General features: G+C 69.3%; 28 protein-coding genes and 2 tRNA genes. 9 read left to right on the top strand and 21 right to left on the bottom strand.

Translation table 11 applies throughout. The features are described 5' to 3' along the window. Positions 1–17 precede the first annotated feature (17 nt). From ABD793_RS42775 to ABD793_RS42770, 3 genes are all read left to right on the top strand, one after another. Positions 18–854, top strand: a complete 837-nt coding sequence (locus ABD793_RS42775) for a helix-turn-helix domain-containing protein (RefSeq protein WP_425548762.1) — start codon at positions 18–20, stop codon at positions 852–854. 631 nt (positions 855–1,485) lie between these two features. Continuing rightward, positions 1,486–1,764, top strand: coding sequence for a hypothetical protein (locus ABD793_RS24965; protein WP_344864063.1), 279 nt, complete (start codon positions 1,486–1,488; stop codon positions 1,762–1,764). Between the two features lie 335 nt (positions 1,765–2,099). Continuing rightward, positions 2,100–2,462 (top strand): WhiB family transcriptional regulator, encoded by a 363-nt coding sequence (locus ABD793_RS42770; RefSeq protein WP_425548761.1) that lies wholly within the window; start codon positions 2,100–2,102, stop codon positions 2,460–2,462. A 175-nt stretch (positions 2,463–2,637) separates the two neighbouring features. On the opposite strand, the gene ABD793_RS24960 is transcribed toward ABD793_RS42770, so the two are convergent. The 8 genes from ABD793_RS24960 to ABD793_RS24925 form a co-directional block, all read right to left on the bottom strand. Continuing rightward, on the bottom strand, positions 2,638–3,135 hold the full coding sequence (locus ABD793_RS24960; protein ID WP_344864061.1) for an IS3 family transposase: 498 nt from the start codon (positions 3,133–3,135) through the stop codon (positions 2,638–2,640). 25 nt (positions 3,136–3,160) lie between these two features. Continuing rightward, the gene (locus ABD793_RS24955) at positions 3,161–4,375 is read right to left on the bottom strand and encodes an IS110 family RNA-guided transposase (RefSeq protein WP_344864059.1); all 1,215 of its coding nucleotides are present in this window, start codon (positions 4,373–4,375) and stop codon (positions 3,161–3,163) included. A gap of 283 nt (positions 4,376–4,658) precedes the next feature. Then, positions 4,659–5,081, bottom strand: a complete 423-nt coding sequence (locus ABD793_RS24950) for an IS3 family transposase (protein WP_344864057.1) — start codon at positions 5,079–5,081, stop codon at positions 4,659–4,661. Beyond that, entirely contained in the window at positions 5,078–5,245 is a 168-nt protein-coding gene (locus tag ABD793_RS24945) for a hypothetical protein (RefSeq protein WP_344864055.1), read from the bottom strand. Before ABD793_RS24945 ends, ABD793_RS24950 begins: the two co-directional genes overlap by 4 nt. A gap of 392 nt (positions 5,246–5,637) precedes the next feature. Beyond that, positions 5,638–6,621, bottom strand: a complete 984-nt coding sequence (locus ABD793_RS24940) for a tyrosine-type recombinase/integrase (protein WP_344864053.1) — start codon at positions 6,619–6,621, stop codon at positions 5,638–5,640. A gap of 134 nt (positions 6,622–6,755) precedes the next feature. Next, positions 6,756–6,829, bottom strand: a tRNA-Ile gene (locus ABD793_RS24935). A gap of 297 nt (positions 6,830–7,126) precedes the next feature. Next, on the bottom strand, positions 7,127–7,300 hold the full coding sequence (locus ABD793_RS24930) for a hypothetical protein (RefSeq protein ID WP_344864051.1): 174 nt from the start codon (positions 7,298–7,300) through the stop codon (positions 7,127–7,129). 38 nt (positions 7,301–7,338) lie between these two features. Continuing rightward, entirely contained in the window at positions 7,339–7,521 is a 183-nt protein-coding gene (locus ABD793_RS24925; protein ID WP_344864050.1) for a hypothetical protein, read from the bottom strand. A 159-nt stretch (positions 7,522–7,680) separates the two neighbouring features. On the opposite strand from ABD793_RS24925, the gene ABD793_RS24920 reads away from it, so the two are divergent. Further along, positions 7,681–7,753 (top strand) — tRNA-Asn (locus ABD793_RS24920). A gap of 247 nt (positions 7,754–8,000) precedes the next feature. Here ABD793_RS24920 and ABD793_RS24915 read toward each other — a convergent pair. Beyond that, on the bottom strand, positions 8,001–8,990 hold the full coding sequence (locus tag ABD793_RS24915) for an SDR family NAD(P)-dependent oxidoreductase (RefSeq protein WP_344864048.1): 990 nt from the start codon (positions 8,988–8,990) through the stop codon (positions 8,001–8,003). A 239-nt stretch (positions 8,991–9,229) separates the two neighbouring features. Here ABD793_RS24915 and ABD793_RS24910 point away from each other — a divergent pair, with 239 nt between their 5' ends. From ABD793_RS24910 to ABD793_RS24900, 3 genes are all read left to right on the top strand, one after another. Further along, positions 9,230–10,123 carry a helix-turn-helix domain-containing protein gene (locus ABD793_RS24910; RefSeq protein WP_344864045.1) on the top strand — a complete coding sequence of 298 codons (894 nt, stop codon included), beginning with the start codon at positions 9,230–9,232 and terminating at the stop codon, positions 10,121–10,123. After that, positions 10,120–10,872 carry an SDR family NAD(P)-dependent oxidoreductase gene (locus ABD793_RS24905; RefSeq protein ID WP_344864043.1) on the top strand — a complete coding sequence of 251 codons (753 nt, stop codon included), beginning with the start codon at positions 10,120–10,122 and terminating at the stop codon, positions 10,870–10,872. The genes ABD793_RS24910 and ABD793_RS24905 overlap by 4 nt, the downstream gene beginning before the upstream one ends. A 220-nt stretch (positions 10,873–11,092) precedes the next feature. After that, complete coding sequence (locus tag ABD793_RS24900) at positions 11,093–11,455, top strand: LysR substrate-binding domain-containing protein (RefSeq protein ID WP_344864041.1); 363 nt, start codon at positions 11,093–11,095, stop codon at positions 11,453–11,455. Positions 11,456–11,718: 263 nt separating this feature from the next. Here ABD793_RS24900 and ABD793_RS24895 read toward each other — a convergent pair whose 3' ends face one another. From ABD793_RS24895 to dnaG, 3 genes are read right to left on the bottom strand one after another with little or no spacing between them, the layout of a single operon-like run. After that, entirely contained in the window at positions 11,719–12,486 is a 768-nt protein-coding gene (locus ABD793_RS24895; protein WP_344864039.1) for a trans-aconitate 2-methyltransferase, read from the bottom strand. A gap of 52 nt (positions 12,487–12,538) precedes the next feature. Further along, positions 12,539–13,060 (bottom strand): hypothetical protein, encoded by a 522-nt coding sequence (locus ABD793_RS24890; protein WP_425548760.1) that lies wholly within the window; start codon positions 13,058–13,060, stop codon positions 12,539–12,541. A 1-nt stretch (position 13,061) separates the two neighbouring features. Next, positions 13,062–15,026, bottom strand: coding sequence for a DNA primase (gene dnaG / locus ABD793_RS24885; protein WP_425548759.1), 1,965 nt, complete (start codon positions 15,024–15,026; stop codon positions 13,062–13,064). On the opposite strand from dnaG, the gene ABD793_RS24880 reads away from it, so the two are divergent. Together ABD793_RS24880 and ABD793_RS24875 are read left to right on the top strand one after the other, a co-directional pair. After that, complete coding sequence (locus ABD793_RS24880) at positions 15,025–15,969, top strand: sigma-70 family RNA polymerase sigma factor (protein ID WP_344864035.1); 945 nt, start codon at positions 15,025–15,027, stop codon at positions 15,967–15,969. The genes dnaG and ABD793_RS24880 overlap by 2 nt on opposite strands. A 98-nt stretch (positions 15,970–16,067) precedes the next feature. Continuing rightward, positions 16,068–16,679: a TetR/AcrR family transcriptional regulator gene (locus ABD793_RS24875; protein ID WP_344864033.1), complete on the top strand. Its 612-nt coding sequence runs from the start codon at positions 16,068–16,070 to the stop codon at positions 16,677–16,679. Here the strand turns inward: ABD793_RS24875 and ABD793_RS24870 are convergent. From ABD793_RS24870 to ABD793_RS24830, 9 genes are all read right to left on the bottom strand, one after another. Then, a complete protein-coding gene (locus ABD793_RS24870; RefSeq protein ID WP_344864031.1) occupies positions 16,642–17,208 on the bottom strand; it encodes a carboxymuconolactone decarboxylase family protein in 567 nt (188 codons plus the stop codon). The two genes, ABD793_RS24875 and ABD793_RS24870, sit on opposite strands and share 38 nt — an antisense overlap. Positions 17,209–17,272: 64 nt before the next feature. Beyond that, positions 17,273–19,111: a glycosyl transferase gene (locus ABD793_RS24865; RefSeq protein WP_425548758.1), complete on the bottom strand. Its 1,839-nt coding sequence runs from the start codon at positions 19,109–19,111 to the stop codon at positions 17,273–17,275. After that, positions 19,108–20,178, bottom strand: coding sequence for a serpin family protein (locus ABD793_RS24860; protein WP_344864029.1), 1,071 nt, complete (start codon positions 20,176–20,178; stop codon positions 19,108–19,110). Before ABD793_RS24860 ends, ABD793_RS24865 begins: the two co-directional genes overlap by 4 nt. 479 nt (positions 20,179–20,657) lie before the next feature. Further along, positions 20,658–21,953: a deoxyguanosinetriphosphate triphosphohydrolase gene (locus ABD793_RS24855; protein WP_344864027.1), complete on the bottom strand. Its 1,296-nt coding sequence runs from the start codon at positions 21,951–21,953 to the stop codon at positions 20,658–20,660. A gap of 39 nt (positions 21,954–21,992) precedes the next feature. Next, complete coding sequence (locus tag ABD793_RS24850) at positions 21,993–22,646, bottom strand: YdcF family protein (protein WP_344864025.1); 654 nt, start codon at positions 22,644–22,646, stop codon at positions 21,993–21,995. A 48-nt stretch (positions 22,647–22,694) separates the two neighbouring features. Then, complete coding sequence (locus ABD793_RS24845; RefSeq protein WP_344864023.1) at positions 22,695–23,300, bottom strand: response regulator; 606 nt, start codon at positions 23,298–23,300, stop codon at positions 22,695–22,697. Continuing rightward, positions 23,297–24,529, bottom strand: coding sequence for a sensor histidine kinase (locus ABD793_RS24840; RefSeq protein WP_425548757.1), 1,233 nt, complete (start codon positions 24,527–24,529; stop codon positions 23,297–23,299). The genes ABD793_RS24845 and ABD793_RS24840 overlap by 4 nt, the downstream gene beginning before the upstream one ends. A gap of 21 nt (positions 24,530–24,550) precedes the next feature. Then, the gene (locus ABD793_RS24835) at positions 24,551–25,291 is read right to left on the bottom strand and encodes an ABC transporter permease (protein WP_344864019.1); all 741 of its coding nucleotides are present in this window, start codon (positions 25,289–25,291) and stop codon (positions 24,551–24,553) included. Beyond that, a complete protein-coding gene (locus ABD793_RS24830) occupies positions 25,288–26,214 on the bottom strand; it encodes an ABC transporter ATP-binding protein (protein WP_344864017.1) in 927 nt (308 codons plus the stop codon). The genes ABD793_RS24835 and ABD793_RS24830 overlap by 4 nt, the downstream gene beginning before the upstream one ends. Positions 26,215–26,238 lie beyond the last annotated feature (24 nt).

Genomic DNA, 26,238 nt, shown 5'->3' with positions numbered 1-26,238 from the left:
CCGCGAGCAGGTAACCCATGAGCATCGAAGCCATCAACTGGGCACTCAAGCACGCCCCCATACCCCCCAATCGCCGCGACGCCTCCAGCCTCACGATCGTCCTCATCGGACTCGCCAACCACGCAGAACCCGACGGCAGAAACGCATTCCCCGCCATGGCAACACTCGCCGCATACACACGCCTATCGGAAAGATCCGTCCGATACGCACTCCGCAACCTCGAACAACTCCACCTGATCCGTCCATCCGACCCACAGATCATCGCCGCATACGTTCGCCGCACCGACCGCCGACCCAACGGATACGACCTCGCAATGGCGACGGATCCTCGCGAAAAGCCCACCGCGCCTGCAGACAGCCACCCTCCGACCTCTCCCAGCCGGGGGCACCCACTGCCCATCGTTCACCAGCGCGAGGGGCAAACAACGACACCACGGGCGGCAAACAACGACGTCACGAGGGGCAAAGCCTGCCCCCGAAACATCCCTCAACCATCCATAAACCAACGACGTCGCGTTCAGAACCCAAGCGAGAAACACTCCGAATCTCTCCTCCCGCCCTGCGGCGAATGCGATGCACGACCAGGAGATCCAATCTCTACCCGCACCCTCAGCGACGCCGACGGCCACGTCCGCCGATGTCCGCGGTGCCATCCAGCCATCGCCCCTCGACACCCCGCGTGTCGCGAACTTCCGCGGCCACAGACACTTCCCCCTCCTCGCGCTTCCCCGACCCCGCCACCCTCCCACTTCACCCCAGACGCCAGCTCAGCCACAAGCAGAGCCGCACAGTCCCCGCAACCCACGCTCGAAGGAGAAATCTCATGCCACGCGAGAGTTCGCCAGGCGTCCTGATCGCACCGTCCGCGGCATTCCAGGAAGCGACAACTCCACAAGGCCAGCAACTGCGGATCCTGTTCGACGGCAGCACCTCACCCGAAGCACGCATCGCTCTTGCTGAAGTACGCATGCCCGGAGACCATCAATCACTCGCACACCGCCACGGCTCGATGATCATCTACATTACCGATGGCCACGGCACCACACACTACGGCTCAGACATGACGGCTCTCCCCCACGATCCGCACTCCATGGTGTATGTCCCGGCAGGCCTGCCCCACGCCGCAAGCAACCGCAGACCACTCCCACTCCATGGACTGGAAGCGCGCGTTATCAAACCAGGCGCGCGCTTCAACGACGACGTCGAGCTCTTGCCCAATCTGCAACCCGCCCTCGACCTCGCCCCCAAAGTCCCTGCCACCGGAGACGCCAACTCGGCCGGCGGGCCTACACCCACCCAAGTCCCCGTCGCTCAGCACCAAGGCAAAGCAGGCGCAGTCCCGATAGTCCACCACGGCACCGCCCCCGGCTGTGAGCTTTCCGCCGGCCGACTGGTCCTGCGTCCCCCCTCAAACCCCGGAGCTGCTCCGTCCTCCCGACAACGAGGCATCGGCCCCACGCCCACATACACCAGCACCACCAACGAATGCTGTTCGTCCTCTCCGGGCGCCTCGCCATCGTCCACGGCACCCACGAACCCACCCTCAACGAGCTCCGATCAGGCTCCGCAGCCTGGATCAACCAGAACACGCCCTACCTTCTGGCGAACATCGGAACCGACGAAGTCACCGGCCTCGTCTTCTCGACCGACCCGCGATTCGACCACGACACCAGCCGGTTCCCCGCACTGGAAGCCACGGCCCGCGCCCTCCTCGCTCCCGTAATAGCCGCCATACCCGCCCCAACCCGCGCCTGGGTCAGCTGACCAGCCAAAGCCCTCCCCTTAAAGCATCACACCCAAGGAGTAAAAGTGGAGGCTGAATCGCCTAGGGCCTGCGGCCTAACACCAGCTCAACGAATCATGCGTGCGCGCATTGCCGCCCACTCTTCATGGGCTAACACGACCGATCGATGCCAACGTACCGCGCCCGCACGCAGAGCTGCAATCGAGCGATTTGAACATCAGGTTGACCCCAGCAACGAATTGGACGAAAAAGAACGTAAAATCCGGGCAGAATCGGCGAAACGCGCCTATTTTCAGAAGCTTGCAATGCACAGTTCCCAGGTCCGCCGACGCGGTACACGAAAGGACAATTAGTCATGCACTCGAGCACTACAGGCTGGCGACGTCGTGCAGCTTGCCGGAATTATCCACTGTTGGATTGGCACTCGAACATCCCCTCAGAAGTAACCTCTTGCCGAACGATTTGCGCATCCTGCGAAGTGCGCAAAGACTGTCTTGCGGAAGCCCTTTTGGCTCGTGATCCGTGGGGCGTATGGGGCGACCTCTCCCCCGAAGAACGCGAACTCATATACGGAACAGAATACCTTCGAATTCTCCCACCGCATGGCAGCAACGCACGCTACGCGAAGCATCGCTGCCGGTACCGGTGCTGCCGTACAGCACACGCAAAGTACGAACAACAACGTCGACGAAGGAAGCCGTTCGCTTCCGACCCGTGACACTACTCTGTAAGACACTCCTGCATTCAGTCGGGAGCCTGGCCGCCTTGAGACAGTGATCAACTCTTGACCCCCTCATGTTTGGATTTGCGCTTGCTACTAAGCTGGGAAAAATCATACTGAGCACAGCGCTGAACGAAGTCTCTGTCAAGCCCCGGGTTTCATGGAGAGTGGATTAGTTGGTTTCCTGGGTTGTGGTGGCCGGGTGGGTCATCGCGTGTAGCGTCTCGTATTCGGCGGGTGGGACATGTGCGAGTTCGCTGTGCAGGCGCCGGTTGTTGTACCAGTCGATGTACTCGACGGTCGCGATTTCCAGGTCGTCGAGGCCGCGCCAGGGGCCGCTGTTGCGGACGAGTTCGGCATTGTAGAGCGAGTTGAACGCCTCGGCCATCGCGTTGTCGTAGCTGTCGCCTCGGGACCCGACCGAGGCGACGGCCTCGGCCTCGGCCAGGCGCTGGGTGTAGCGGATCGCTCGGTATTGCACTCCGCGGTCGCTGCGGTGGACCAGCCCGGTCAGGTCGGCGCGGTCGGCCTGGCGGCGCCAGATCGCCATCTGCAGCGCGTCCAGCACCAGATCCGTGTAGAGACTGGTGGCGACCTGCCAGCCGACGATCAGGCGGGAGAACACGTCCAGCACGAACGCGGCGTAGACCCAGCCCGCGGCCGTGCGCACGTAGACATCCCACGCCGGTCGGGTGTCAAGTCGCGGTCGTTGCTGTTGCCGATGTTGGCCAGGCGGCGCTGTCGTCCCAGGGCTGATTGTTGATCATGCACCACCATAAGCGGCCGAGGAGTCTGTTGGCGAGGTTACGTAGCGCGGCGTTGTGGTGGTCGCCGGCGGCTCGGCGCCGGTCGTAATGGGCGCGTGCTCCGGCTGATTTGGTGAGGGTGGAGAACGCCCACCAGTGGCACGCGTCGCCGAGGCGTTTGTTACGGACCTTGCGGGCTTTGACGTAGTGTGAACGTCCGGACGCGCGGGTGACGGGCGCGGTGCCGGCGAAGGTTCGCAGCCCTGCGGCGGTGGTGAAACGTTGGGAATCGTCACCGACTTCGGCCAGGACCCTGGCGGCGAGCACAGGTCCCAGGCCGGGTGCGGACTGCAGGGTCGGTGCCATGGGGTGTGTGGCGAATTGCTGAGTCAGCTCGGTTTCGAGCACGTCGACCGCGGTGCGCATGGAGGTGATGATGGCCACCAGCTGCGCGACAGTCACGCCGAGCGCGGCTTCGGCCTGCGCGGGTTGCCGCAGCGCAGGGCCCTTGAGTCCGTCGAGGATCTTCTCGACGAGGCCGGGATCGTTGCGCCTGCCGCACCGATGCAGGAGCGCGACAACGCGCCGCCGGTTCAACCGTGCGGCAGCTTCGGGAGTGGGCGCGGCGGCCAGGATCGCCGTCGTAGCATGATGTTTGAGATTCGTGAACGTCGTGACGGCGTTCGGGTAGAACTCCAGCAACACCGAACGCAGCCGACTCACGGTCTGGTTCAACGCCCAGATCGCCTCTTGATGCTGACGTGCCAACGTCTTGATCGCCAAGGCGTGCTCGCTGATCTCCGGCAGCTGCCGGTGCATCGGTCGGTCGGTGCGCAGAATGTTCGCCAACACGGTCGCGTCGCCGGGATCGGACTTTCCGCCGGCCTGACCGTGCCGCTCGCGGTAGCGGGCAACCGCGCGCGGGTTGATCGGATAGACCGGGAACCCGGCGCCCGACAAGGCAACCACGAGCAGGTTCTTCTCAGTCTCAAGTGCAACAGGAATCTGGGCCGGCTCACTGTGTTCGGCAAGCATGCCCATGAGCGTCGAGAACCCTTCCGCGCCGACACCGATACGTTGCCGGGCGACAACGTTTCCGTGCTCGTCGACTAACGCCACGTCATGGTGCGCTTCCGCCCAATCGATTCCACAGGTAATGGCCACACGTGCCTCGCCTTCTGCTCGCTACCGCCGGTTGCGGTGAGCTCGAGGCTGATGCGGCGACCTAATGGACAGCGCTCGATGGCGCGGCATCTCACAAGCCGATCATCCGGCCCCGGGATGGCTGGCAGGGTCACCGTCTACCTTCAGATCTCTGACGTGTCACGTGAATCAACAGCAGTGATCACCTGCAGCCAGCTCAGCAACACTCTGCACTGGATCAGTGATATCTCAGGGACCCCTGCCAACCACCCGCACCGTGTCGAGCCGGAACCCGACTCTCCCATTAAGTGATGTCCGCGACCCACAACTCGTTCACCCGCGGCGCCGTGAAGTCACGTTCCACCAGGTCAGTCGGCCTTCCGGTCTCCGGCGCCGGCGGTGTCGTGCGAGGAGACTTGTCCCGGGGCAGGCCGCGTAACCCGGCCTCGCGCATAAGCCGCTCGACCGTGCACCGGGCCACCTCGATGCCGTGGCGGTTCAGCTCAGCCCAGACCTTCCTGGCTCCGTAGACGTTGTAGTTCGCCTCATGCACCCGTTTGATCTTCTCGGTCAGCTCCCGGTCCCGCGCCGCGCGGGCGGATTCGGGACGGGACTTGGCGGCATAGTAGGTCGACGGTGCGATCTGGGCAGGCGTGCCCTCAAGCACCTGCAGGACCGGCTGGCCACCGTGCTCCTTCCGTTGCGAATCAACGAATTCGACCTTCATCGCGACGGACGGTCCAGCTCCGCTGCGAAGAAGGACGCCGCTGACTTCAGGATCTGGTTCGCCCGGCGCAGCTCACGCACCTCACGTTCCAGCTCGGCGATCCCGGCCGCCTCTGCCGAGGTCGTGCCCGGCCCGGCCCCTTCGTCGGTCTCGGCCTGCTTCACCCACGTCCGCAACGCTTCCGGTGCACACCGAGCTGGTCGGCGATCCGCTTGATCGCCCCACCAGCCGACGCAGGGTCTCGCCTAGCCTCGACTGCCAGCCGCGTTGCCCGCTCCCGCAACTCCTCGGGGTACTTCCGTGGTGCCACCATGACCGTGAATCCTCCGGGTGTTCGATACCTCCATCAAACCCGGGGCGGGACACGTCGACCCGGAAGGCACGCTCGACGAGACGACGCGCAGACAACGAGCTGAGGCCGCCAAAACCGCGTATTTCCAGCAGCTGGCTTACCGAAGCTCGAAGAACCGTCGACGCGACTCCCGGAGAGACAAGTGACCGCGAGCTGCCGGACCAGACTTAAACCCGACCAGCCCGGTAACCAGGAAGCCCTCTGCTAGAGCAGTCCGGAGACCAGGTTCAACCTCTGATGGGCAGCTTGCGCCCGTTCGTCAGCGGCTGAGGCCCCGTAGCGTTCGAGCATCTGCCTGCTGCGCCATCCCGCTATCCTCATCATGTCCTCGTCGCTCATTCCTGCCACCTTGTTGCGGTGAGCCCAGGTGTGGCGCCACAGGTGCGGGAACATACGGGCAATCCCGACCTCCTCGGCACGGCGATCGAGCATCGCCCTGACCCCCCACTCGTTCAACGGACCGAAGCGACCGAGCCACGCCGCGTTCGTAAGCTTGGCCTGCGGATGGCGAGCGCGTGCGCGGAAGTAACGACGCAATGCCTCCCCCGTAGCGGGGTTAAACGGGACGGGACGTTCCCGACGCCCCTTGCCCAAGACCCCCATCGAACAGACCTCGAAGTCGAAACTTCCCGGATCCCGCTCAGCCGGGTTCGCCGCTCGCAGCGCGCACAGTTCTCCGAGCCGAACTCCGCAGTCGATCAGCACCAGCATGATCGCGCGGTCACGAAGCTGCACGAACGACTTGCCCACTGTCGTCGCCAGGAGCGCCCTCAGTTCGTGGTCACGCAAGATCGCCGGCGGGTTGTCAGGGACTGCGGGCACTTCCATTTTGTAGAAGGGCGAGATCTCGATGATGTCTTCGACGTCGTCGAGCCAACGGTAAAGCTGCTGCAAGTGCCGGTATTGCTTCGCGATGTAGTTGTAAGAGAGTGACTCCCCGGTGCGGAAGTTGGGGCGTTCCCGCAAATATTCGAAGTAGCGTTCGAGTTCTCGCCGGTCGACGTCACGAGCCAGCATCGACTTGTTCTCGTCGTCGAGGTAGTTGACCAGCATGGCGACGCTCTCGAGGTATGCATCGATCGTGGAGTCAGCGCGGTTCTTGGCCCTCAGGTGCGTTCTCCAGTCCCCGACGAGCGCTCTGATGTCCTCGGGGTCCAGCACCTCTCCGGGTGCCTCAGCGGCGATCATGAGTTCAGTCGTACTCGGATAATCCCTTGGGTTCCAAGCGCTGTGCTAGTTGCTGACGCTCCGTCAAGAGGGTTACCAAGATCAACTAGCGACCGCGTTTGCGCAGGTGAGAGCCACAATATAGACTCGAAGAGTGGGCCGGGCGGGGCTCGAACCCGCGGCCAAGGGATTATGAGTCCCCTGCTCTAACCAACTGAGCTACCGGCCCGTTCCGGGTGCGCGCATTTGCACATGCACATACGCCCCAGTTCGATTTAAGCTATCACAATGCTCCACCTGGGCTGATGCATAGTCCGAACAGGTCATGGATGGGGTTCGAGCGCGTCCGTTTTGTCGGCATTGGGGGTGCGACCGTCGAGGGGGACCGACGGTACGCGCTGCCGCGGTACGGTCCGGCGGACGTCTTCGTCCGCGGACTGGCACTGGACCGGCTCACTCGAGGACTGGCGCCGGACCACTTCACCCGAGGGCCGGCGCCGGGCAAGCGCCGCGGCATCCTGGTCCATCACCCGGCGACGCTCGCCGTTGCCGAGATCGCGACCCCGGCCGTCCTGCCGAGCTGGCGCCCCTGTGCTGTGCCCACCTTGGCGAGGTCGTGACCCTCGCCGTACTTGCCCTGGTACTCATCACGTATCGCGCGCTCCGGCGCACGGGCCACCGCCTGAACGCGATCCGGCACACCGGACTGCGGCGGCACCCCTCCGCCCGGCCCCGGGGTCAGGCACCGCGTCCGCGGCCGAACCGCTCGCCCAGCTTCGCCCTGGCAACCCCGGCCGCGCCCTGCACCATCGGGTGATCGGCCAGCCGGCGGTAGGTGCGCACGATCTGCTCGTACCGTCCCCGTCCGGCCTTGGCCCCCAGCACGTACCCCAGGCCCACGCCCAGCAGGAACTTCTTCACGACGGCCCACACCTCTCGTCAGTCGGACTTCCGACTCTCCATTGTCCAGCAAACCGGCGCCGCGTGGGGTGCTCGGCCGCGCCGACCCCCCTTCGCGGGGGTACCGGGGCATGCGTTAAAGTTCTTCCATCAGCCGGAGAGATCCGGCTGAGCGAGCAATCCCCTGTAGCTCAATTGGCAGAGCATTCGGCTGTTAACCGGAGGGTTCTTGGTTCGAGTCCAAGCGGGGGAGCAAACGCCCAGGTCATAGACCTGGGCTTTTTTGTGTGCACGACCCGGCCCGGAAGACCCTGCGGAAGGCGAAGGGCTGCCAGGACTTCGACGGGCACCAACGGCGGCGTGTTCGTACTCGGTCAGGGTACCGACGAGGCTGCGCAGGCCGGTTCGTGCGCGCACTCCTCGTCAACTGCCCGCCGGAGTACCCGAGGCTGGGGGTGAAGAGCCTCCGCTGGCCGTGGTCGACGACGAGCAGGACCTGATCACCCGACGCGGCGACACCGGCGAGGACGGTCGCCGGCTCCGTCGGACAGGCGGGATGTCTCGCGGATGCCCGGTCGGCGAGGGGCTACGAGGTGCCGAAGAACGCGTCGAGGTGGAAATGCGACCCCAGGATTTCGCCTGTCTTGTGCCACAGCTCGGTGGCCCTCTCCGGATTCTGTGCGGTTCGCGAAGGCTTGCGGATCGCGGGGTGTCCCTTGATGCTCCCGATCCCATCGGGGCCGACGTATGTTCCGCCCGGAATATCCATTGTGCTCGCGTAGAGGGTGGGCAGCGCACCGTGTGCAACGTCGTTGAGGAGCGGGCCCAGCAAGTTGATCCGTCCGTAAATGCTGCGCGAGTGCGTCACCAGCGCGGTACGGGCGATCCCCGGGGTGGGCCGTGATCGACCGGACCGCGCTGGCCCCGGCGGCGAGACGCCGCTGCAGCTCGGTGGCGAAAAGCACGACCGCCAGCTTCGAGTCGCAGTAGGCCGCGACCTCGTCGTACTTGCGTGACTTCCAGTTCAGATCGGCCACCTGGAGGCGGCTCACCCGGTGCAGCTGCGAGGAGAGGGACACGACCCGATCGGTGACGTGCGGAAGCAGCGCGCCGGTCAGGGCGACGGCACCGAAGTAGTTCGTGGCCATCTGCCGCTCCAGGCCGTCGCCGGTGTAGGCCAGCGGCACGAGCGAGATCCCCGCGTTGTTGACGAGGACGTCGATCGGGCCCGACCAGGAATCCGCGAAGGCCGCCACCGAGTCCAGGCTCGAGACGTCGAGCCGGCGAATTTCGATCCGCCCGCGTGTGCGCCCGATCTCCCGCACGACGGCGGTGGCCTTCTGTTCGTTGCGCACGGCCATCACCACCCGGGCTCCGGCCTGCGCGAGTGCACGCGTGGTCGACTCGCCCAGGCCGGCCGAGGCCCCGGTCACGACGAACGTCTTCCCCGACTGGTCCGGCAGATCGGCGGCGGTCCACTTCTCGGACATGGTTCTTCCCTGGTCTTTCCGACGGTCGATGGAGAGGTGCGTTCGCCGAGCTCCGCAGGCAGCCCCGCCCGATCCCCCTCCGCTGCGGACCGGGTTCCCCCGTGCCGGGAGAAAGACGGTGTTGCCGGTGAGCTTCGTGCCGCCAGCGTCGGACGGCCGGTATCGCCTGTCCAGGCCCCGCTGATCGGTGACCTGGCAGGGCCTGGATAAAGCCGTGGCGCACGGGGAAGCTGGGCCACGTGGATCGAACTGCTCTCGCCGAGTTCCTGCGGTCGCGCCGAGCGGCCCTGCATCCGGAGGACGTCGGCCTCGGCGCCGGTCCACGCCGGCGGGTCAAGGGCCTGCGCCGTGAGGAGGTCGCTCAGCTCGCGGCGATGTCGGTCGACTACTACAGCAGGCTCGAACGGGGCGGCGGCGCCCAGCCGAGCACGTCGATGCTCGACGTGCTGGCGCGCGTGTTCCGCCTGAGCCTGGACGAGCGTGACCATCTGTACCGGCTCGCCGGCCACAACGTCGCCGATCGCATCTCCGGAACGCCGCACGTCGCGCCCGGCCTTCAGCGGGTCCTCGACAGCCTGTCCGGGACCCCTGCCTTCGTCGTCTCCGACATCGGCGAGACGCTCGCGCAGACCCCTCTCGCGGACGCGCTGTTCGGTGACCCGAGCCGACGCACCGGCAACGAGCGCAGCAGCATCTACCGCTGGTTCGCCAGCCCCGACACCGAGCGGTCGGTCTACCCGCCGGAGGACAGAGCGCGGCAGGGCCGCTCCCTCGTCGCGTCACTCCGCATCGCCGTCGGGCGGCGAGGCCCGCAGTCCGCGGCGGCCAAGCTCGCCAAGGAACTCGAGCGCCGGAGCCCCGAGTTCGCGCAACTGTGGGCGCGCCAGGAGGTTGCCAACCGGTTTTCGGACCACAAGGTCCTGCTGCACCCCGAGGGCGGCGCGATCCGGTTCGACTGCCAGGCCCTGTTCACCGAGGACCAATCGCAGACCCTCGTCGTGCTGACAACCACTCCGCGCAGCGTCGATCAGGAGCGGCTCCAGCTGGTGGCGGTACTGGGCATGGCGCGATTCGACACCTCCGGCCGGTCCGAGCACGGCGGAGACGCCGACCCGAGGAGAACCACGTCGTGACCGACCTGACCGGCAAGGTCGCCTTGATCACCGGATCCGCCCGCGGGATCGGCAAGGCCATCGCCATCCGTTACGCCGGCTGCGGCGCGAGCGTGGTCGTCAACTACCCGAGCGATGCGGCGGAGGCGGAACGGACCGCCGCGGAGATCAGGGAGCTCGGCGGCTCCGTGCTCACCGTCCGGGCCGACGTCTCGAAGGTCCCCGAGATCGAGGAGCTCTTCCGGGCGGCCCTCGACCGATTCGGCAGGATCGACATCGTCGTCGCCAACGCCGGGCTGGAGGTGCTCTCGGAGCCCGTTTCGGACGCCACGGAGGAACAGTTCGATCGCCTCTTCGCCGTCAACACGAAGGGGACGTTCTTCACGCTGCAGAATGCGGCCAAGTACGTCGCCGAGCACGGCCGGATCATCTACATCGGGTCCAGCACGACGGCAGGCCCGCTCCCGGGCACCGGCCTCTACGGCGCCAGCAAGATCGCCGCGCGCCTCCTCGCCGGGACCCTCGCGCTCGAGCTCGCATCACGGGGGATCGCCGTGAACACGATCCTGCCCACCACCGTCGAGGGCGCAGGTGTGTTCACCGATCTCGCCGCGGACCACCCGGTCCGGGAGCAACTGAGTGCGCTGCGCCGGGGCGTGCGGATGGCAAGGCCCGAGGACGTCGCCGATGCCGCCGAGTACTTCGCGGGCGAACTGTCCTCGTTCGTCAGCGGTCAGTCGCTGCTCCTCACCGGCGGCGCAACCTTCTGACGCGAGCCGGAGCATTCGGGGCGCGTGCGTCAGCGGGCGGAGGGGACTACCGGCGGACCGGTTGATCTTCGGCTTGCGGGCCGGGTGCCGCCCCGGTGTTCGCCGCAATCGGGGTGAAGGCCCTTTCCGATTTCGCGATGACCACTGTGGCAAGGGAATTCCCGGCGATGCCTTTGGTGAGGACGGCCGGTCCGGCGACGGCCAGGATCTGCTGGCCAAGGTGCAGCGGAATGCCGAAGGCGGTCTGTATCGCGAACTGCTCTACACCGATCACTGGTTCCTGGTACTGCCCGAGGACCACCGGCTCAGCCGGGCAACCGAACCGATCCCCCTTGCCGAATTGCGTGCCGAGAACTGGATCGCCGGGGAAACGGTCACCCACTTCCTGAGCGCACAGTGCAAACAGACCGGATTCGCACCGCGGATCGTCCATCACAGCAGCGAATACCGCATCATGATCACTCTGGTCAGCATGGGGCACGGCATTTCCTGTCTGCCGATCATCGACCGGCTCGCGCCGCTGCTTCCGCCGGTCGCGCTCAAGAAGCTTGACGTCGCGGAGAAAACCGGGACGTTCTGCTGATCTGCCGCGACACGAGCCGTGTCCATCTCAATCGGTGATCTTCGACGGATGCGCGGCGCCAAGGGCGTGGCCTGAATGTCCGGATACGGAAACAGCGCCAGCCCGGACAACAGCGCGTGCAGCTCCCGGCCCCCTACCCCCACGCGACCGTGGTAAAGCAGCGCAGACTCCACAGTAGACGGTCACCTCTGTCGCTCGCGGCCGAGCGCAAAGCCGGGCTGCTTCTTTGCCTCCGGCAGACACAGCTCGGCACGGCCGATCGGTCAGGCCGGGGTTCGGGCCACGAAGAAGATCCGCCGGAATTCGAACCACGTCGTGCCGTCCGGGCGGGTTGGGTAGGCCTCGGCCAGGCGCGGGGCCAGTGCCTCGCGGAAGGCGGCCCAGTCAGGATCCGACAGGGCCGCCCGGACGGGACGCAGTGCGGTGCCGGTGATCCACTCCAGCACCGCGTGCGGGCCGGTCAGTGGTTGCATGTACGTGGTTTCCCAAGCGTCCACGGCACATCCGGCGTCGGCGAGCAGATCGGCGTAGGCGCGGGGCGAGGCGACCGCGTCCTCCTCGCGCAGCAGGGACGAGCCGAGCTTCGGTGTCCAGTCCGGGGCGGCCGCCAGTTCCCGCACTATCCGGTGTGAGGGGGCACCGAAGTTGCCCGGCACCTGGACCGCCAGGAAGGCACCCGGCGGGAGCTGGGTGACCCAGCGACGCAGCAGCGAATCGTGGCCCGGTACCCACTGCAGGACCGCGTTCGACACCACCACGTCGGTGTCCGGCCGCGGCGCCCACGAGCGCACGTCCGCGACTTCGGCGGCCACGCCGCGTTCCCTGGCCGCGGCCACCATCTCCGGGGAGCTGTCCACCGCCTCCAGTGCCGCGTCCGGCCAGCGGCGGGCCAGGTCCACGGTGAGGTTGCCCGGTCCGCAGCCCAGATCCGTCACCCGGCGCGGCGATCCGGCCGGGATGCGCCCGACCAGCTCGTGGAACGGCCGCGCCCGCAGGTCCGCGTAATCGAGGTATTTCGCCGGATCCCACATCGTTGCCTCCCGGAAATGAAACAGTACGTCCGTACCGAGTACGAGCGTACTGCTACGCCCCCGGGTTGGCCAGCTTCTCCGCGGCCTCCTCGGCGACCGCCTTGGCCAGCTCCGGATCGGTGCCCGGGTCCGGGCGGACCTGCAGCACCGTGCCGTCCCGGCCGGGCACCTTGCGCTGCACGAACCACGCGCCGCCGCCCGGGAGGTCCTGGCGGTGCCGGGCGCGGATCGAACCGTCGACGCGCAGCCGCACCTGGTGCGGGACCTTGCCGGGCTCCGGCAGCCGGAACCGCACCGGCTCCCGGTCGGCCAGCACGACCACCGGGCCGGCCTGTCCGGTCTCCGCCGATTCGGTGAGCGTGAACCCGTCCTCGCTCCAGCTCGCCTTGCCGATCAGGTGCCAGCCGATACGGCGGGCACCCGGCCCGTCCGGGATCCACAGACCCAGCGTGGTCACCACCAGGTGACCGCCGCCCTCGACCGCGGCCGCGGCGATCACCTCTTCGTGCCCGGCCAGCTCACCGGGGAAGCCCTCGGGCAGCCCGCGGCCGAAGAACCGGCTCAGCAGCCCCACGTCAGTCCCATCCGCTCGAGGCCTGCTCACGCAGTGCCTTCCGGTACTGCTCCAGCGCCACCAGGTCGCCGAACAGCGCCCGGTAGTCGTCCGGTTCCTCCACCGGCGACAGCCGCTGCAGCTTCGACTTGATCTCGCCGACCTGCCGTCCCACCAGACTCTCCTGCACCCCGGCGAGCACCCCGGCGATGTAGCGCGAGTCGACTTCCCCCTTGGCGCGCAACGGTTCCACCGAGAGCTCGCTGAGCACCCGGCGGACCGTCCCTTCCGGACAGTACTGCGCCGCGGCGTCGAGCAGCGCCGGGCCGGTCAGCCCGGACGCGGCCCCGCCCGCCTTCAGCACGGCCAGGTGCACCGCGACGTACGCCGGATGCGTGAACGCTTCCTCCGGCAGCGAGTCGTACTCCGGACCGGCGATCGCGGGCTGCTGCAGCGCGGCTTTGAGCGCCTCGCGCTGCGCGGCGAACCGCGGATCGTTCGGCGCCGGCCGTGGCACGTCGTGTTCCTTCGGCTGGGGCGCGGGGGCCTCCTGCCGCGCCCCGGGACGCCGCGCCGGCTCGACCGGGCCGCGCCGGGCCGCCGCGCCTGCCGCACCGCGCACCCGGTTGACCACCTGCGCCACGTCCTGCCAGCCGACCCACCAGGCGAGCTTCGAGGCGTACCCGTCCCGGCTGGCCCGGTCCTTGATCGCGGCGACCATCGGCACCGTCTTCTGCAGCGCCGAGACCTGGCCGTCGACCGAATCGAGGTCGAACTGCTTCAGCATGCTCTTGATCACGAACTCGAACAGCGGCGTGCGACGGGCCACCAGATCCCGCACCGCCCCGTCGCCCTTGGCGATGCGCAGCTCGCACGGGTCCATGCCGTCCGGCGCGACCGCAATGTAGGTCTGCCCGGCGAAGGTCTGGTCCCCCTCGAACGCCTTGAGCGCCGCCTTCTGCCCTGCCTCGTCGCCGTCGAAGGTGAAGATGACCTCGCCGCGGAAGGCGTCGTCGTCCATCATCAGCCGGCGCAGCACCTTCATGTGGTCCTCGCCGAACGCGGTGCCCGACGACGCGACGGCCGTGGGCACCCCTGCCGCGTGCATCGCCATCACGTCCGTGTAGCCCTCGACCACCACCACCTGGTGCCGCTTCGCGATCTCGCGTTTGGCCTGGTCGAGCCCGAACATCACCTGGGACTTCTTGTAGATCTGGGTTTCCGAGGTGTTGAGGTACTTCGCCGAGATCCGGTCGTCGTCGAACAGCCTGCGGGCGCCGAAACCGACCACGTCGTTGCCGACGTCGCGGATCGGCCACACCAGCCGCCGGTGGAACCGGTCCATCGGGCCGCGCTGGCCCTCCTTCGACAGCCCGGACGCGAGCAGCTCCTTGACCTCGAACCCACGGTTGAGCAGGTGCTTGGTGAGCTTGTCCCAGCCGCCCGGCGCGTAACCGCAGCCGAACTGCTTGGCCGCCGCGGCGTCGAAGCCGCGCTCGGAGAGGAAGTCCCGCGCCGCCCGCGCCTCGTCGGTCACCAGCTGCTCGATGTAGAACTCGCTCGCCGCGCGGTGCGCCTCGATCAGCCGCGACCGGGTGCCGCGGTCGCGCTGCACGGTGGCTCCGCCGCCCTCGTAGGTCAGCCGGATGCCGACGCGGTCGGCGAGCCGCTCCACCGCCTCGACGAACGACACCAGGTCCATCTTCTGGATGAACTTGATGACGTCGCCGCCCTCGCCACAGCCGAAGCAGTGGAACGTCCCGTGCGTGGGGCGCACGTTGAACGACGGGGTCTTCTCGTTGTGGAACGGGCAGAGGCCCTTCAGGCTGCCCCCGCCCGCGCGCCGCAGCGCGACGTACTCCCCGATGACCTCGTCGATCCGGTTGCGCTCACGCACCTCCGCGATGTCGCTCTCCCGAATCCGTCCTGCCACGGGAACCACAATAGTTCTCCCCCTCCGGCGCTCGTGCGGCACACTCGGGCACATGCGCACTACCCCCGAACTGGAGCACTACGCCGCCGAGTTCTCCGGGCACCGGCCGCACCTGACCGGCGTCGCCTACCGGCTCACCGGGGCCAGGGCGGACGCCGAGGACGCGGTGCAGGAAGCGTGGCTGCGGCTGGCCGGGCTCGACGAGCCGGGCCGCGCCGCGATCCGGGATCTGCGCGGATGGCTGACCACCGTGGTCGGCCGGATCTGCCTCGACCGGCTCCGGTCGGCGCCCGCGCGGCGCGAGCGGTACGTGGGCCAGTGGCTGCCGGAGCCGGTCGTCACGCCGTTCGGCGCACCACCGGGCGACGATCCGCTGGAGGCCGCGGTGCGCGACGACGGCCTGCGGATGGCCGCGATGGTGGTGCTCGACCGGCTCACCCCGGAGCAGCGCGTGGCGTTCGTGCTGCACGACGCCTTCGGCGTGCCGTTCGCCGAGATCGGCGACATTCTCGGCTGCCCGCCCGCCACCGCCCGGCAGCACGGCTCCCGCGGCAGGCGGGCGCTGGAACAGGCCGATCCGCCGCCGCGGGCGGAGCTCGCGCACCAGCGGCAGGTGCTGGAGAAGTTCGTGGCCGCACTGCTGGCAGGCGACATCGCGGCGGTCACCGAACTGCTGCACCCGGACGTGGTGCTGATCGGCGACGCGAACGGCAAGGCCCGCACCGCGCGCCAGATCGTGGCCGGACCGGACAAGCTGGCCCGGTTCCTCCTCGGCCTGCTGCGCAAGTACGCCCCCGAGACGCTCACCCACGGCGCGCCGGTGCTGGTCAACGGCGACCTCGGCCTGTGGCTGCCGCCGGCGCCCGGCCACGACGGTTTCTTCGCCCTCGACGAGCGCGTGCAGAGCATGAGCATCCGCGACGGCCGGATCGTCGCGATCTACGACGTGGTCAACCCGGACAAGCTGACCCGGATCACCCGCCCGTGCGGCGGATGACCGGACACCTGACCCGATAAGGTGAACTCGGCTCCGGAAACCTGCCGGAGCCGGGTCCGCCGGCACCGGCGCCCGCTCCGGCTCGGAAGGAAGCAGCGATGACGGTTCCGTCCCGCCGGTCGGGCAGCTCCGGGCGGCCCCTGCGCGCCGACGCGCAACGCAACCGGGACGCGCTGCTCACCACCGCCCGTGCGGCGTTCCGCGCCGGCGAGACCGGCATCCGGGTCGAGGAGATCGCGCAGCGGGCGGGAGTCTCGGTCGGGACGCTGTACCGGCATTTCGAGACGCGGGAGTCGGTCCTCGCCGAGGTCTACCGCGGTGCGGTCGACGAGCTCTGCGCCGCCGGGCTCGCGCGGGCCGAGCAGCACGGTCCGGCCGAAGCACTGCGGCTGTTCCTGCTGGAGCTGGTCGACCACGCCGCGGAGAGCCGGGGCATGGCGGTCACTTTCGAGGCGATCATGGCGACCGAGTCACGCGTCTTCGACGACGTCCGCGAAGCCATGGAGTCGACGATCTCGGCACTGCTGCAAGCAGGTTCGGCCGAGGGACCGCTGCGCAGCGACATCAGCGGGCGAGCCCTGCTTCGCGCGCTCAGTGCCATCTGCGGAACCGCGGCCACACCCGAGTGGTACGACGAAAGCCGCCGCATCGCCGGCCTGCTCTACGACGGGCTCACGGCATCGGCACCCGGCACGCCTCGCCCGAAGTGAAGCCCTGCTCGAGGATGCCGAGCGCGCTGTTCATCCGGGCCCGGGAGTTCTCCAGCGCGATCTGGTAGGTCAGCTCCACCACGCCTGCCCGGCCGAATTCGGCTTCCAGCTCGGCGATCTGCTCGTCGGTGACGGTGACCGTGTCGCCGGACATCGCATCGGCGAGCGCGACCGCGAGCCGCTCCTGCCGGGAGAACGCGGGCGAGGTGGCGTAGTCGTCGATGTGCTTGAGCCGTTCGATGTCCAGCCCTTCGTGGCGTTGCAGCATGGTGCCGAAATCGACGCACCACGAGCAGCCGATCCGGGTGGCGACGCGGTACACCGCGAGATCGCGCACGTTCGCGGGCAGCCGGGTGGAGGCCTTCTCCGCCATCGTCTCGTGTACGAGACTCGTCCGGAGCAGACCGGGGTGGTGCGCGGCGACCGCCAGCGGCTCCGGCACCGCACCGTAGCGCCGCCCGGCGATGCGGTAGACCAGCTTCAGCACCGGGCCGGCGTCGACGGCTCGTTTGACCGGGATACGGGGCATTTCGCTCCTCCTTCACGAGTGGTTACCAGGAGGACGAGACGCGCGGCGAAGATGTGACAGGAGTTCAGCGCGGTGCGGTCAGCGGCCGCACGTCCCAGACCCACACGCCGTCGACGTACTGGCCGGGCTTGCGCACCAGCAGGTCCACCGTGGTGCGGTAGGCGTCGGCGTGGTCACGCGGGAGCAGCACCAGCACGCTGGCGTGCCAGTAGCGCAGGTCGGCGATCGCCTGGTCCCGGTCGGCCTCGGAAACGCCCTGCGCCTCCCCCGAATCACGGACGCGGTCGAACAGCGCCGACGTCGGACGCTGGTAGGAGCCGTAGCGGCCGCGTTTATCGTCCGGACCGCTCGGACCGACGAAGTAGCCCTCCGGCATCGGGTACGCCAGACCGGCGTCGACCTGCCAGTGCAACGGCTCTGATTCCCCCGAGCTGGGCAGCGGCACCGGCACCACGGTGCCGCCCGGCGCGACGTAACTGCGCCAGGTGCCGTCGGCGAAGAACGCCGGCGTGGCGGGCCGGTCCTGCACCAGCAGCTGGGTCGGCGCGATCGGCATCAGCACCGCGGCCACCGAACCGAGCCAGATCAGCCGCAGCGGCAGCCTGCGCTCACCCGCCACGGGAAGGCCCGCCGGCTGCCGCGCCGCCGCGCTGAACACCCGGTCCGTGGCGATCGCCAGCAGCGCACCTGCCGCGGGCACGCACGCCATGGCGAGCCGGGATTCCAGCAGGGACTCGAACAGCGGCAGGTTCGCCAGCAGCCGCCACGGTCCCGGCACACCGGTGTCCTCGTGCACCACGGTGAGATCGGAACCGAGCGAGAGCCACGCCATGAGGAACATCGAGATGGCCAGCGAACGGGCGACGACCTCCCGCCACAGCCAGATCGTGACGAGCACCATCAGCACGATCAGCGGCCAGCCGAAGAACGCGTTCTCCTCGGTCCGGTTCATCGACACCGCGGCCGCGGCCTCCGGCTGGCCGGCGACCGACTGCGTGGCGAAGCGGGTGAACGCGGCGGCATCGTTGCCGACCTGGCCGTGTTCCAGCGCGGTGTAGCTCTGCGGCCCGAAGAACTGCCACCACAACGGAACCGCGACGAGCACCAGGGCGAGCACGGCCGCGATGACGCCGCCGAGCGCCAGCGGCCGCACCATCGCCCGCACCTCGCGCGGCCGGGACACGCAGTAGGCGATCGCGAAGAGCACGAAACCCAGCGCGAAGATCAGCAGCGGCTCCTCGCCGAGGAAGACCTGGTAGGCGGTCAGCACTCCCAGCCAGATGCCGTTGCGCACCGGACGGCGTCCCTGCGCGAGGTGGATCACCTTCAGCGCGAGGAAGGGCAGCACGAACCAGGCGACGAAGTTCGGGTGCGCGTTGGCGTGCGAGATCATCGGCGGTGCGAAGCCCGCGAATGCGCCGCCGACCGCGGCCGCCACGCGGTGCCGTACGAGATGCCGGGAGAACACCCAGTACCAGGCGGCCGCAGTGCCGGCCAGACCGCCGGTGAGTGCGATCGCCCAGGTCGCGGTGGGACCGAACGCGAGCGTGATCGGCGTGAGCGGGACGGAGACCCCGAGCATCGCCGTATTGGCCATCATGTTCACGCCGAGCGGGTAGTCCTGCAGCCCGCTGGTGAGCGGATTCTGCAGGTGCACCACGGATTTCGCGGTGACCGAGAAGAACCACTCCCACAGGTTCTGGTCCGACGCGCTGTTCCACAGGTAGCCCTGGCCCAGGTTCACCCACAGGCCGCCGAACAGCAGCACCGCGAACGCCAGGTAGCCGGCGATGATCCCGGCGTCCGCCCAGGACCGGCGCATCCGCGGCCGGGCGGCGGGAGGCGCGGCCGCGGGGACGGTGGGGATCAGCTCAGTCCTCGCTTCCGGGCGGAACAGGCTCACTCCGGGCGCACCACCCGGGCGAAGAAGTACACCGCGCCACCGGTGTGCCGCACGAGCAGCAGGAACGGCCGGTCCACGGTGACCACCAGCGGCTCGGCCGTGGTCAGCGCCATCGTGCGCATCTGGATCGCGGTGGCGGCGGCGCCCTCGAAGCCCTGCTCGTCGAGCCGCAGCACGGCCTGGTGCAGCACGCTGTCCACCCACAGCGGGCGGTCCGGGCTGAGGCCGGTGAGATCGGCCTGTTCGACGAACAGCTCGCGCACGCCGAGCCCGCGCAACGCCGGGTCGAGGTCAGTGCGCAGGTCCAGGGAGAGTTTCGGGAGGGCCAGGCGGACCTTCCGCCGCTTCGGGCTCTCCAGGAGCCGCCGCAGGCCCCGGCCGTCGAGGGCGGGTTCGGCGGTGGCGAGATCTTCGTCGGGGAGCAGGATCACGGCCTCGGCGCCGCCGTGGGCGGGGAGCGTGACGACCTGCCAGCCGCCCTCGGCGGCGTACCCGACGGTCTCTTCCAGGTGCATGGTGGGCACTTGGCGGGCGCCGTCCGGCGAGTGGAATTCGGCCGGCTCGGTGGCGTGCTCCGCGAACGGATTCCGCCAGGCGGTCTTGAGGTAGAGCGCGTTGACGAGGCTGGCCCGGGTGTCCGCGTGGACCGCGCCGTCCGGGAGCAGCTGCGGGATCAGGCCGTGGGTGGTCCGGTCCACATCGGTGTTGATCAGCTCGCGGGCCGCGCCGGGGTCGGTGGCGAACGGGGCGGTTTCGGCTTTGCCACCGGGCCAGCCCGCCAGCTCGGCGAGGAAGGTGTCTTCGACGGTGATCGCGTCGGAGGCCCAGAGCGTGTTCGTGACGGCGAACTTCGCTTCGTCGCCGACCTCGGCGGCCGCGCGCAGCAGTTCGCCCTGGTCGTCGCCGAGCAGCGCCCGCAGCTCGTCAGCGGTCCGCCCGCGAGCGGCCCGCTCGACGAGACCGAGCGCACTGGCGACCGAGTACGGCGAGAAACACGCATCGGCGCCGTCGGCCGCGGTCGCGCGGTGCAGCGCGAGCGTGAGGTCCAGGTGGCTGTCAAGGGCCATGCGGCGACCGTACCGGAACGGCCCCCCGCAGCGCGCCGGAACCGACCGGACGCAGCAGCCGCCAGCGCACCCCGACAGGGCGCGCCGCGGCAGCGCACGGCAGCGGCAGCGGCAGCGGCAGCGCACGGTACCGACAGGGCGACGGCGACGGCGGGGCATGCACCGACAGAGCGACGGCGACGGCGATGGCCGACCCGAGCCGGGCACCCGGGGCGCGCCGCGGAACCGAGGGCAAGACGACCTGCCGTCGGCGATGGCGGCGGGTCGGGCGCCACCCCGCGCAACGGCACCACGCCGCCGCCTGTCACCGACGGAGCGCAACCCGGTCACCGAACCACCACGTCACCTCAACTGCAGCCGGTCGCCGATCCCCTCCGCCACGACTGCCCGGCCAACCACAACAACCCCCGCGACCACAGCCGATCACCACCCCGCCGTTGCCACGGCCAGCAGCCCGACGGTGACTCACCGCGGCCGGGTCACCAGGCGGTGGGGGAGGTGCCGTGCCTGCCGGTGTGCCAGCGGTGCCATTCGTGGGCCTGTGCGTCGGTGAGGGAGGCGACCTGGTCGATCACTACGCGCAGGCGCGCCGCGTCGTCCGGGGCGGTGTGCCAGGCCGGGGCGTACAGCGGGTCGAGTGCCTCCGGGGCGCGCCGGCTCAGTGCGGCGACCAGTTCCGTGATCAGCTCGCGCTGGCCGTCCTGCATGGCGAGGCGGCGGCGGTCGCTCATCACATACCGCAGGGCCAGCGCCTTGAGCAGCGCCACCTCGGCGGCGGCCTGGTCGGGGACCGCCAGCCGGGCACCGTAGCGGGTGAGCGGGCCCTCGCCGTAGACGCCGCGGGTGCCGGTGACCGCCGCGGAGGCGAAGCGGCCCACCAGTTCGCTGGTCAGCCGCTTCAACGCGACCTGCGCCTGCAGCGAGCCGTCCGGCGTCTCACGCACCAGGTCCGCGACCACCGGGAGGTCGAGCAGTTCCTTCGCCGCACCCTCCAAAGTGGACGACGAGAGCGTGGAGAAGTGCCGTGCCGCCGCTTCCGCCACCGCGGCCCGCTCCTCCGGATCGGCCAGCAGACGCAGCCGGATCCGGCCGGCGAGCACGCCGTCCTCGACGTCGTGCACCGAATAGGCCACGTCGTCGGACCAGTCCATGATCTGTGCCTCCAGACAGCGGCGCAGGCCCGGCGCACCGTCGCGGATCCAGCCGAACACCGGCTGGTCGTCCGGGTACACGCCGTACTTCGGCTCCCCGGCCCGGCGTGTCCACGGGTACTTCGTGGTGGCGTCGAGGCAGGCGCGGGTGAGGTTCAGCCCGGCGGCGGTGCCGTCGGCGGCCAGCACCTTCGGTTCCAGCCGGGTCAGGATGCGCAACGTCTGCGCGTTGCCCTCGAATCCCCCGCACGGCCCGGCGATCTCGTCCAGCGCCCGTTCCCCGTTGTGCCCGAACGGCGGATGCCCGATGTCGTGTGCCAGCCCTGCGGTGTCGGCGAGGTCCGGATCGGCGCCCAGTTCCTCGGCGATGCCCCTGCCGATCTGCGCGACCTCCAGTGAATGGGTGAGCCGGGTGCGCGGGGCGCCGCTGACCTCGGCGCCCTCCCCCGGGCCGACCACCTGGGTCTTGCCTGCCAGCCGGCGCAGCGCGGCGGAATGCAGCACCCGAGCGCGGTCACGGGAGAACGCGCTGCGCCCGTCCGGGCGCGCACCGGCCAGCGCCGCACCCTTCGGAGCCTCGGCCAGCACGCGGGCGCGATCGTGCTCGCGGTACCCATCGTTCACCCGGCCAGCTTAGGCGCGCGGGCCGGCAACCGGCCGGGTTCAGCCGAGCATCGCGGCGAACAGGTCGTCCGCGGGAGCTTTGGTCAGCTCGTAGAACAGCAGCGCGCCGGTCTCCCGGGAGATGTAGCGCACCTGGGTCGCCCGCTCCTGCACGATCGGGCCGCTGTGCGTCGGTGCGGTCCAGGCGTCCATGCCGAGGTCCCGCGCCATGGTCCGGGACCGGAACGAGTGCCACGGATCGCTGACCAGCACCGCCGAACGCCATCCGTGCGCGTTCACCTGGTCGGCGACCGCACGCAGGCTGCGCAGCGTGTCGTTGCCCTCGCCGACCGGCAGGGTCGCCGAGGCGGGCACGCCGTGCCCGGTCAGCCATCGCGCACCCGCCTGCGCCTCGGTGAAGTTGTCCGCGGCCTTCTTGCCACCGGCGGTGATCACGGTCTTCGCCACGCCCTCGTCGTAGAGCTGGCGCGCCTTCTCCAGCCGCGCGGTGAAGATGTCCGACGGCTTGCCGTTGTACTGCGCGGCGCCCAGCACCACGATCACGTCGGCCGAGTCCCGGTCGTTGTCCCTCGCCACCTGCCACACGCGGAACGCGGTGCCGCCCACGAGCGCCACCAGCCCCAGCACCACGCCGAAGACGATCCGGCGTGCCCAGTTCGCTCCCGTGGGTCCGGTTCGCTCGGCCGCGCTCATGCCCGTCATTTTGACAGAAGCACGCCACGGTTCCGGGAAGCGGTGCGGTTAAAGCCAGCCGCGCTCCTCGGCCAGCCGGACCGCCTCCGCACGGGTTCGCGCACCGGTTTTCCCGATCGCTGCGGACAAGTGGTTGCGCACGGTGCCGTCGGAGAGGAACAGTTCCCGCGCGATGTCCGCGACCGTGCTGCCGTCCTTGGCCGCGCGCAGCACGTCGTACTCCCTGGCGGTGAGCGGGCTGACACCGGTGGCCAGTGATTCCGCGGCGAGCGCCGGATCGACCACCCGAAGTCCACTGTGGACTCTGCGGACGGCTTCCACGAGCTGTTCCGGCGGGGCGTCCTTCACCACGAATCCCACCGCGCCTGCGGCCATCGCGCGGGCGAGGTAGCCCGGCCTGCCGAAGGTGGTGCAGATGATCACCCGGCAGCCCGGCAGGGCCTCCCGCAGCCGGGCCGCCGCGGTGAGCCCGTCCGTACCGGGCATCTGCACGTCGAGCAGTGCCACGTCGGGCGAGGACTCCTTCGCCGCGGCCACGACCTCGTCACCGGTGCCGATCTGCGCGACCACTGCCATGTCCGGCTCCAGATCCAGCACGGTGGCCAGCGCCCCGCGCACCATCGCCTGATCGTCGGCCAGCAGCACCCGGATCACGCCAGTCCTCCCGCCGGCCGGGCGGGCAGCACCGCGGCGGCACCGTCCGGTTCCGGTTCCGGGACCTCCGCCCGGACGGTCCACCCTCCCCCGGACCGCGGCCGCGCCACGAAGGTCCCGCCGACCGAGGCCACCCGTTCGGACAGCCCGCGCAACCCGTTGCCGGGCTCCGCCTGCACACCGGCGCTGCCGTCGTCCTCGACCTCCAGCCAGTCCCGGCCGAGGCGCACCCGCACCCGTTTCGCGCCCGAATGCCGCAGCACGTTGGTCACCGCCTCCCGCAGTACATAGCCGAACGTGGCCTGCAGCTCGGCGCGGACGTTGTCCGCCGCACTGGGCAGCTCGGCCTCGACGTCCGCCGCCCGCAGCGCGGCTCGCGCCCCCGCGATCTCCGCGGGCAGTGACACCGTGCGGTACTCCGACACGGTCGCCCGCACGTCCGACAACGCGGTGCGGGTGAGTCCCTCGACTTCCCGGATCTCCGCCACCGCACGCGGGATGTCGGCAGAGGCCTCCAGCACGCGGCGGGCCACGCCTGCCTTCACGGTGATCGTGGTGAGGCTGTGCCCGAGCAGATCGTGCAGGTCACGGGCGACCCGCTCACGCTCGTTCGCCACGGCCAGCGTCGCGATCTCCTCGTTCGCCAGCTGCAGCCGGCGGATCGCGCGGATCAGGTTGGCCATGAAGAACATCGCCGCGGTGACCGAGACGACCGTGACCAGGTCACCCCCGCTGTCGGCCAGCCGGCCGTCGGAGTACAGCACGAGGGTGACCAGGCCGAGCGCCCCGCCGTCCAGGATCGCCGCCCAGGCGGGCGGGAAGATGAACGCCAGCGTGGCCGTGGCGTAGAGCAGGATGTAGGAGCTCATGCCGAACGCCAGCGTGGCCAGCAGCCCCAGCGCGAGCATGCTGCAGCCGAACCAGAGCTTGACCCGGCGGGATGCGCCGAACGCGAACGGGAACGCGAGGTAACAGGCCGCGTACGCGTAGGCCAGCAGCCCGATCAGCACCCGCCAGACGAGCGGACCGCGATCCTCCAGGAGACCCTGGGTCGCCGGGATCAGGTAGGGCAGCAGGAAGACGAAGCCGAAGACCGGCCAGCGGATCTTGTTCGGCCCCCGGTCGGTGCCCAGCGCCGGATCGTCCCACCAGGACGCCCGGTCGCCGAGCGAGAACCGGGATTTCCCGGTCCCGGCCCGGCGCGGGCGGGTCTGCGTACGTGGCACCACTGCTCCCCTTGTTCCGTCCGGTCAGGCCCGAGCGCTGTCCCTACGGTAACGCCGGATCACCAGCGCCCCGAGGACCAGCGTCCACGCACCGAGTACCGCCACCGCCGCCGGGAAACTCACCAGCAGCTCGTCGGTGACGACCGGGCGGACCAGCCCGATCACCCAGTACGTCGGCATCAGCTGCGCCACGTCGTGCATCCAGCCCGGCATTCCCTCGACCGGGATCCACAGCCCGCCGAGGAAACCCATGCCGAGCATCACGATCATGCTCACCGGCTGCATCGACTCCGGCGTGCCGAACTGGCCCAGCACCAGGCCGAGCAGGATCAGCGGGATGGTGCCGAGCCAGACGCCCGCGACGATCCGCAGCCATCCGGCCGGATCGAGGTGCACGCCTTCGGCCAGCAACGCCACCAGCGGCACCAGGATCAACGCCGGCAGCGCCACGATCATCCCGGACAGCGCCTTGCCGCCCAGATAGGACGGACCGGACAACGGGGTCAGCCGCAGCTGCCGCTGCCAGCCGGAAGCCCGTTCGACGGCAAGTTTGCTGCCGTTGGTGGTGGCCGCGGCGAAGGCGCCGAAGGCCATCATGTTGACCATCACCACGGCGGTCACCTGAGCGTGGTCCGGCGCGCCCGACGAGGTGAACACGTTGGCCTGCAACAGGAACATCACTATCGGGAAGGCCACGACGAGCACCAGGAACCGGGGCGAGCGCAGCAGCCTGCGGATCTCGGTGGCCAGATAAGCGGGGTTCATCGGAGTGCCTCTTCGGGTTCGTCGGAGGTGAGGGACAGGAAGGCGCCTTCGAGACCGACCGCGCCGATCTCGATGTCGTGTGCGGCGGGCGCGGCGTTCAGCAGTGCCCGCAGCGTGGTGTCGGAATCGGTGCTCGACAGGGAGATCCGGTCGCCGCGCAGCTCGAAATCGGTGACCGCGGGAAGTGCGGTGAGCATCCCCTCGCTCGCACCCGGCAGCACCGCCCGGATCGTGCGTCCGCCGGCGAGCGCCCGGACCTGGGCCACCGATCCGTCGGCGACCACGCGGCCGCTGCGCATCAGCACCACCCGGTCGGCGAATTCCTCGGCCTCCTCGAGGTAGTGCGTCGCGAACAGCACGGTCCGCCCGGTTTCGGTGAAGGCGTGCATCGACTTCCAGAACTCGCGCCGGGCGCCGACGTCCATCGCCGCGGTCGGCTCGTCCAGCACGAGCAGATCGGGGTCCGCCACCAGCGCGACGGCGAAGCGCACGCGCTGCTTCTGCCCGCCGGAGAGTTTCGCCGCCCGCCGGTCGGCGATCTCCTCGATCCCCGCCCGGCGCAACGCCTCGGCGAGCGGCATCGACCGCCGGTGCAGCTTCCCGACCAGGCCGACGGTCTCGCGCACGGTCAGGTCGTCGAGCAACGTGCCGCTCTGCAGCATCGCCCCGATCATCCCGTCCCGCACTGCGTCGGCCGGTTCCCGGCCGAACACCGACACGGTGCCGCCGTCGGGCCGTCCCAGCCCCAGAATCAGGTCGACCGTGGTGGACTTGCCCGCGCCGTTCGGCCCGAGCAGCGCCACCACCTCCCCCGGTGCAATCGTCAGGTCGATCCCGTCGACCGCCCGTACGTCGCCGTAGGCCTTGCGCGCCCCGGCCAGCCGGACCGCGGCCCCTGCCGCGATCTCCTCGGTGTTGTCCATGCGCTTGAGCCTGCCCTTCGGCGG

Source organism: Amycolatopsis ultiminotia, assembly GCF_039536925.1.
GTDB lineage: Bacteria > Actinomycetota > Actinomycetes > Mycobacteriales > Pseudonocardiaceae > Amycolatopsis > Amycolatopsis ultiminotia.
This window is presented reverse-complemented; position numbering and strand designations above follow the sequence as displayed.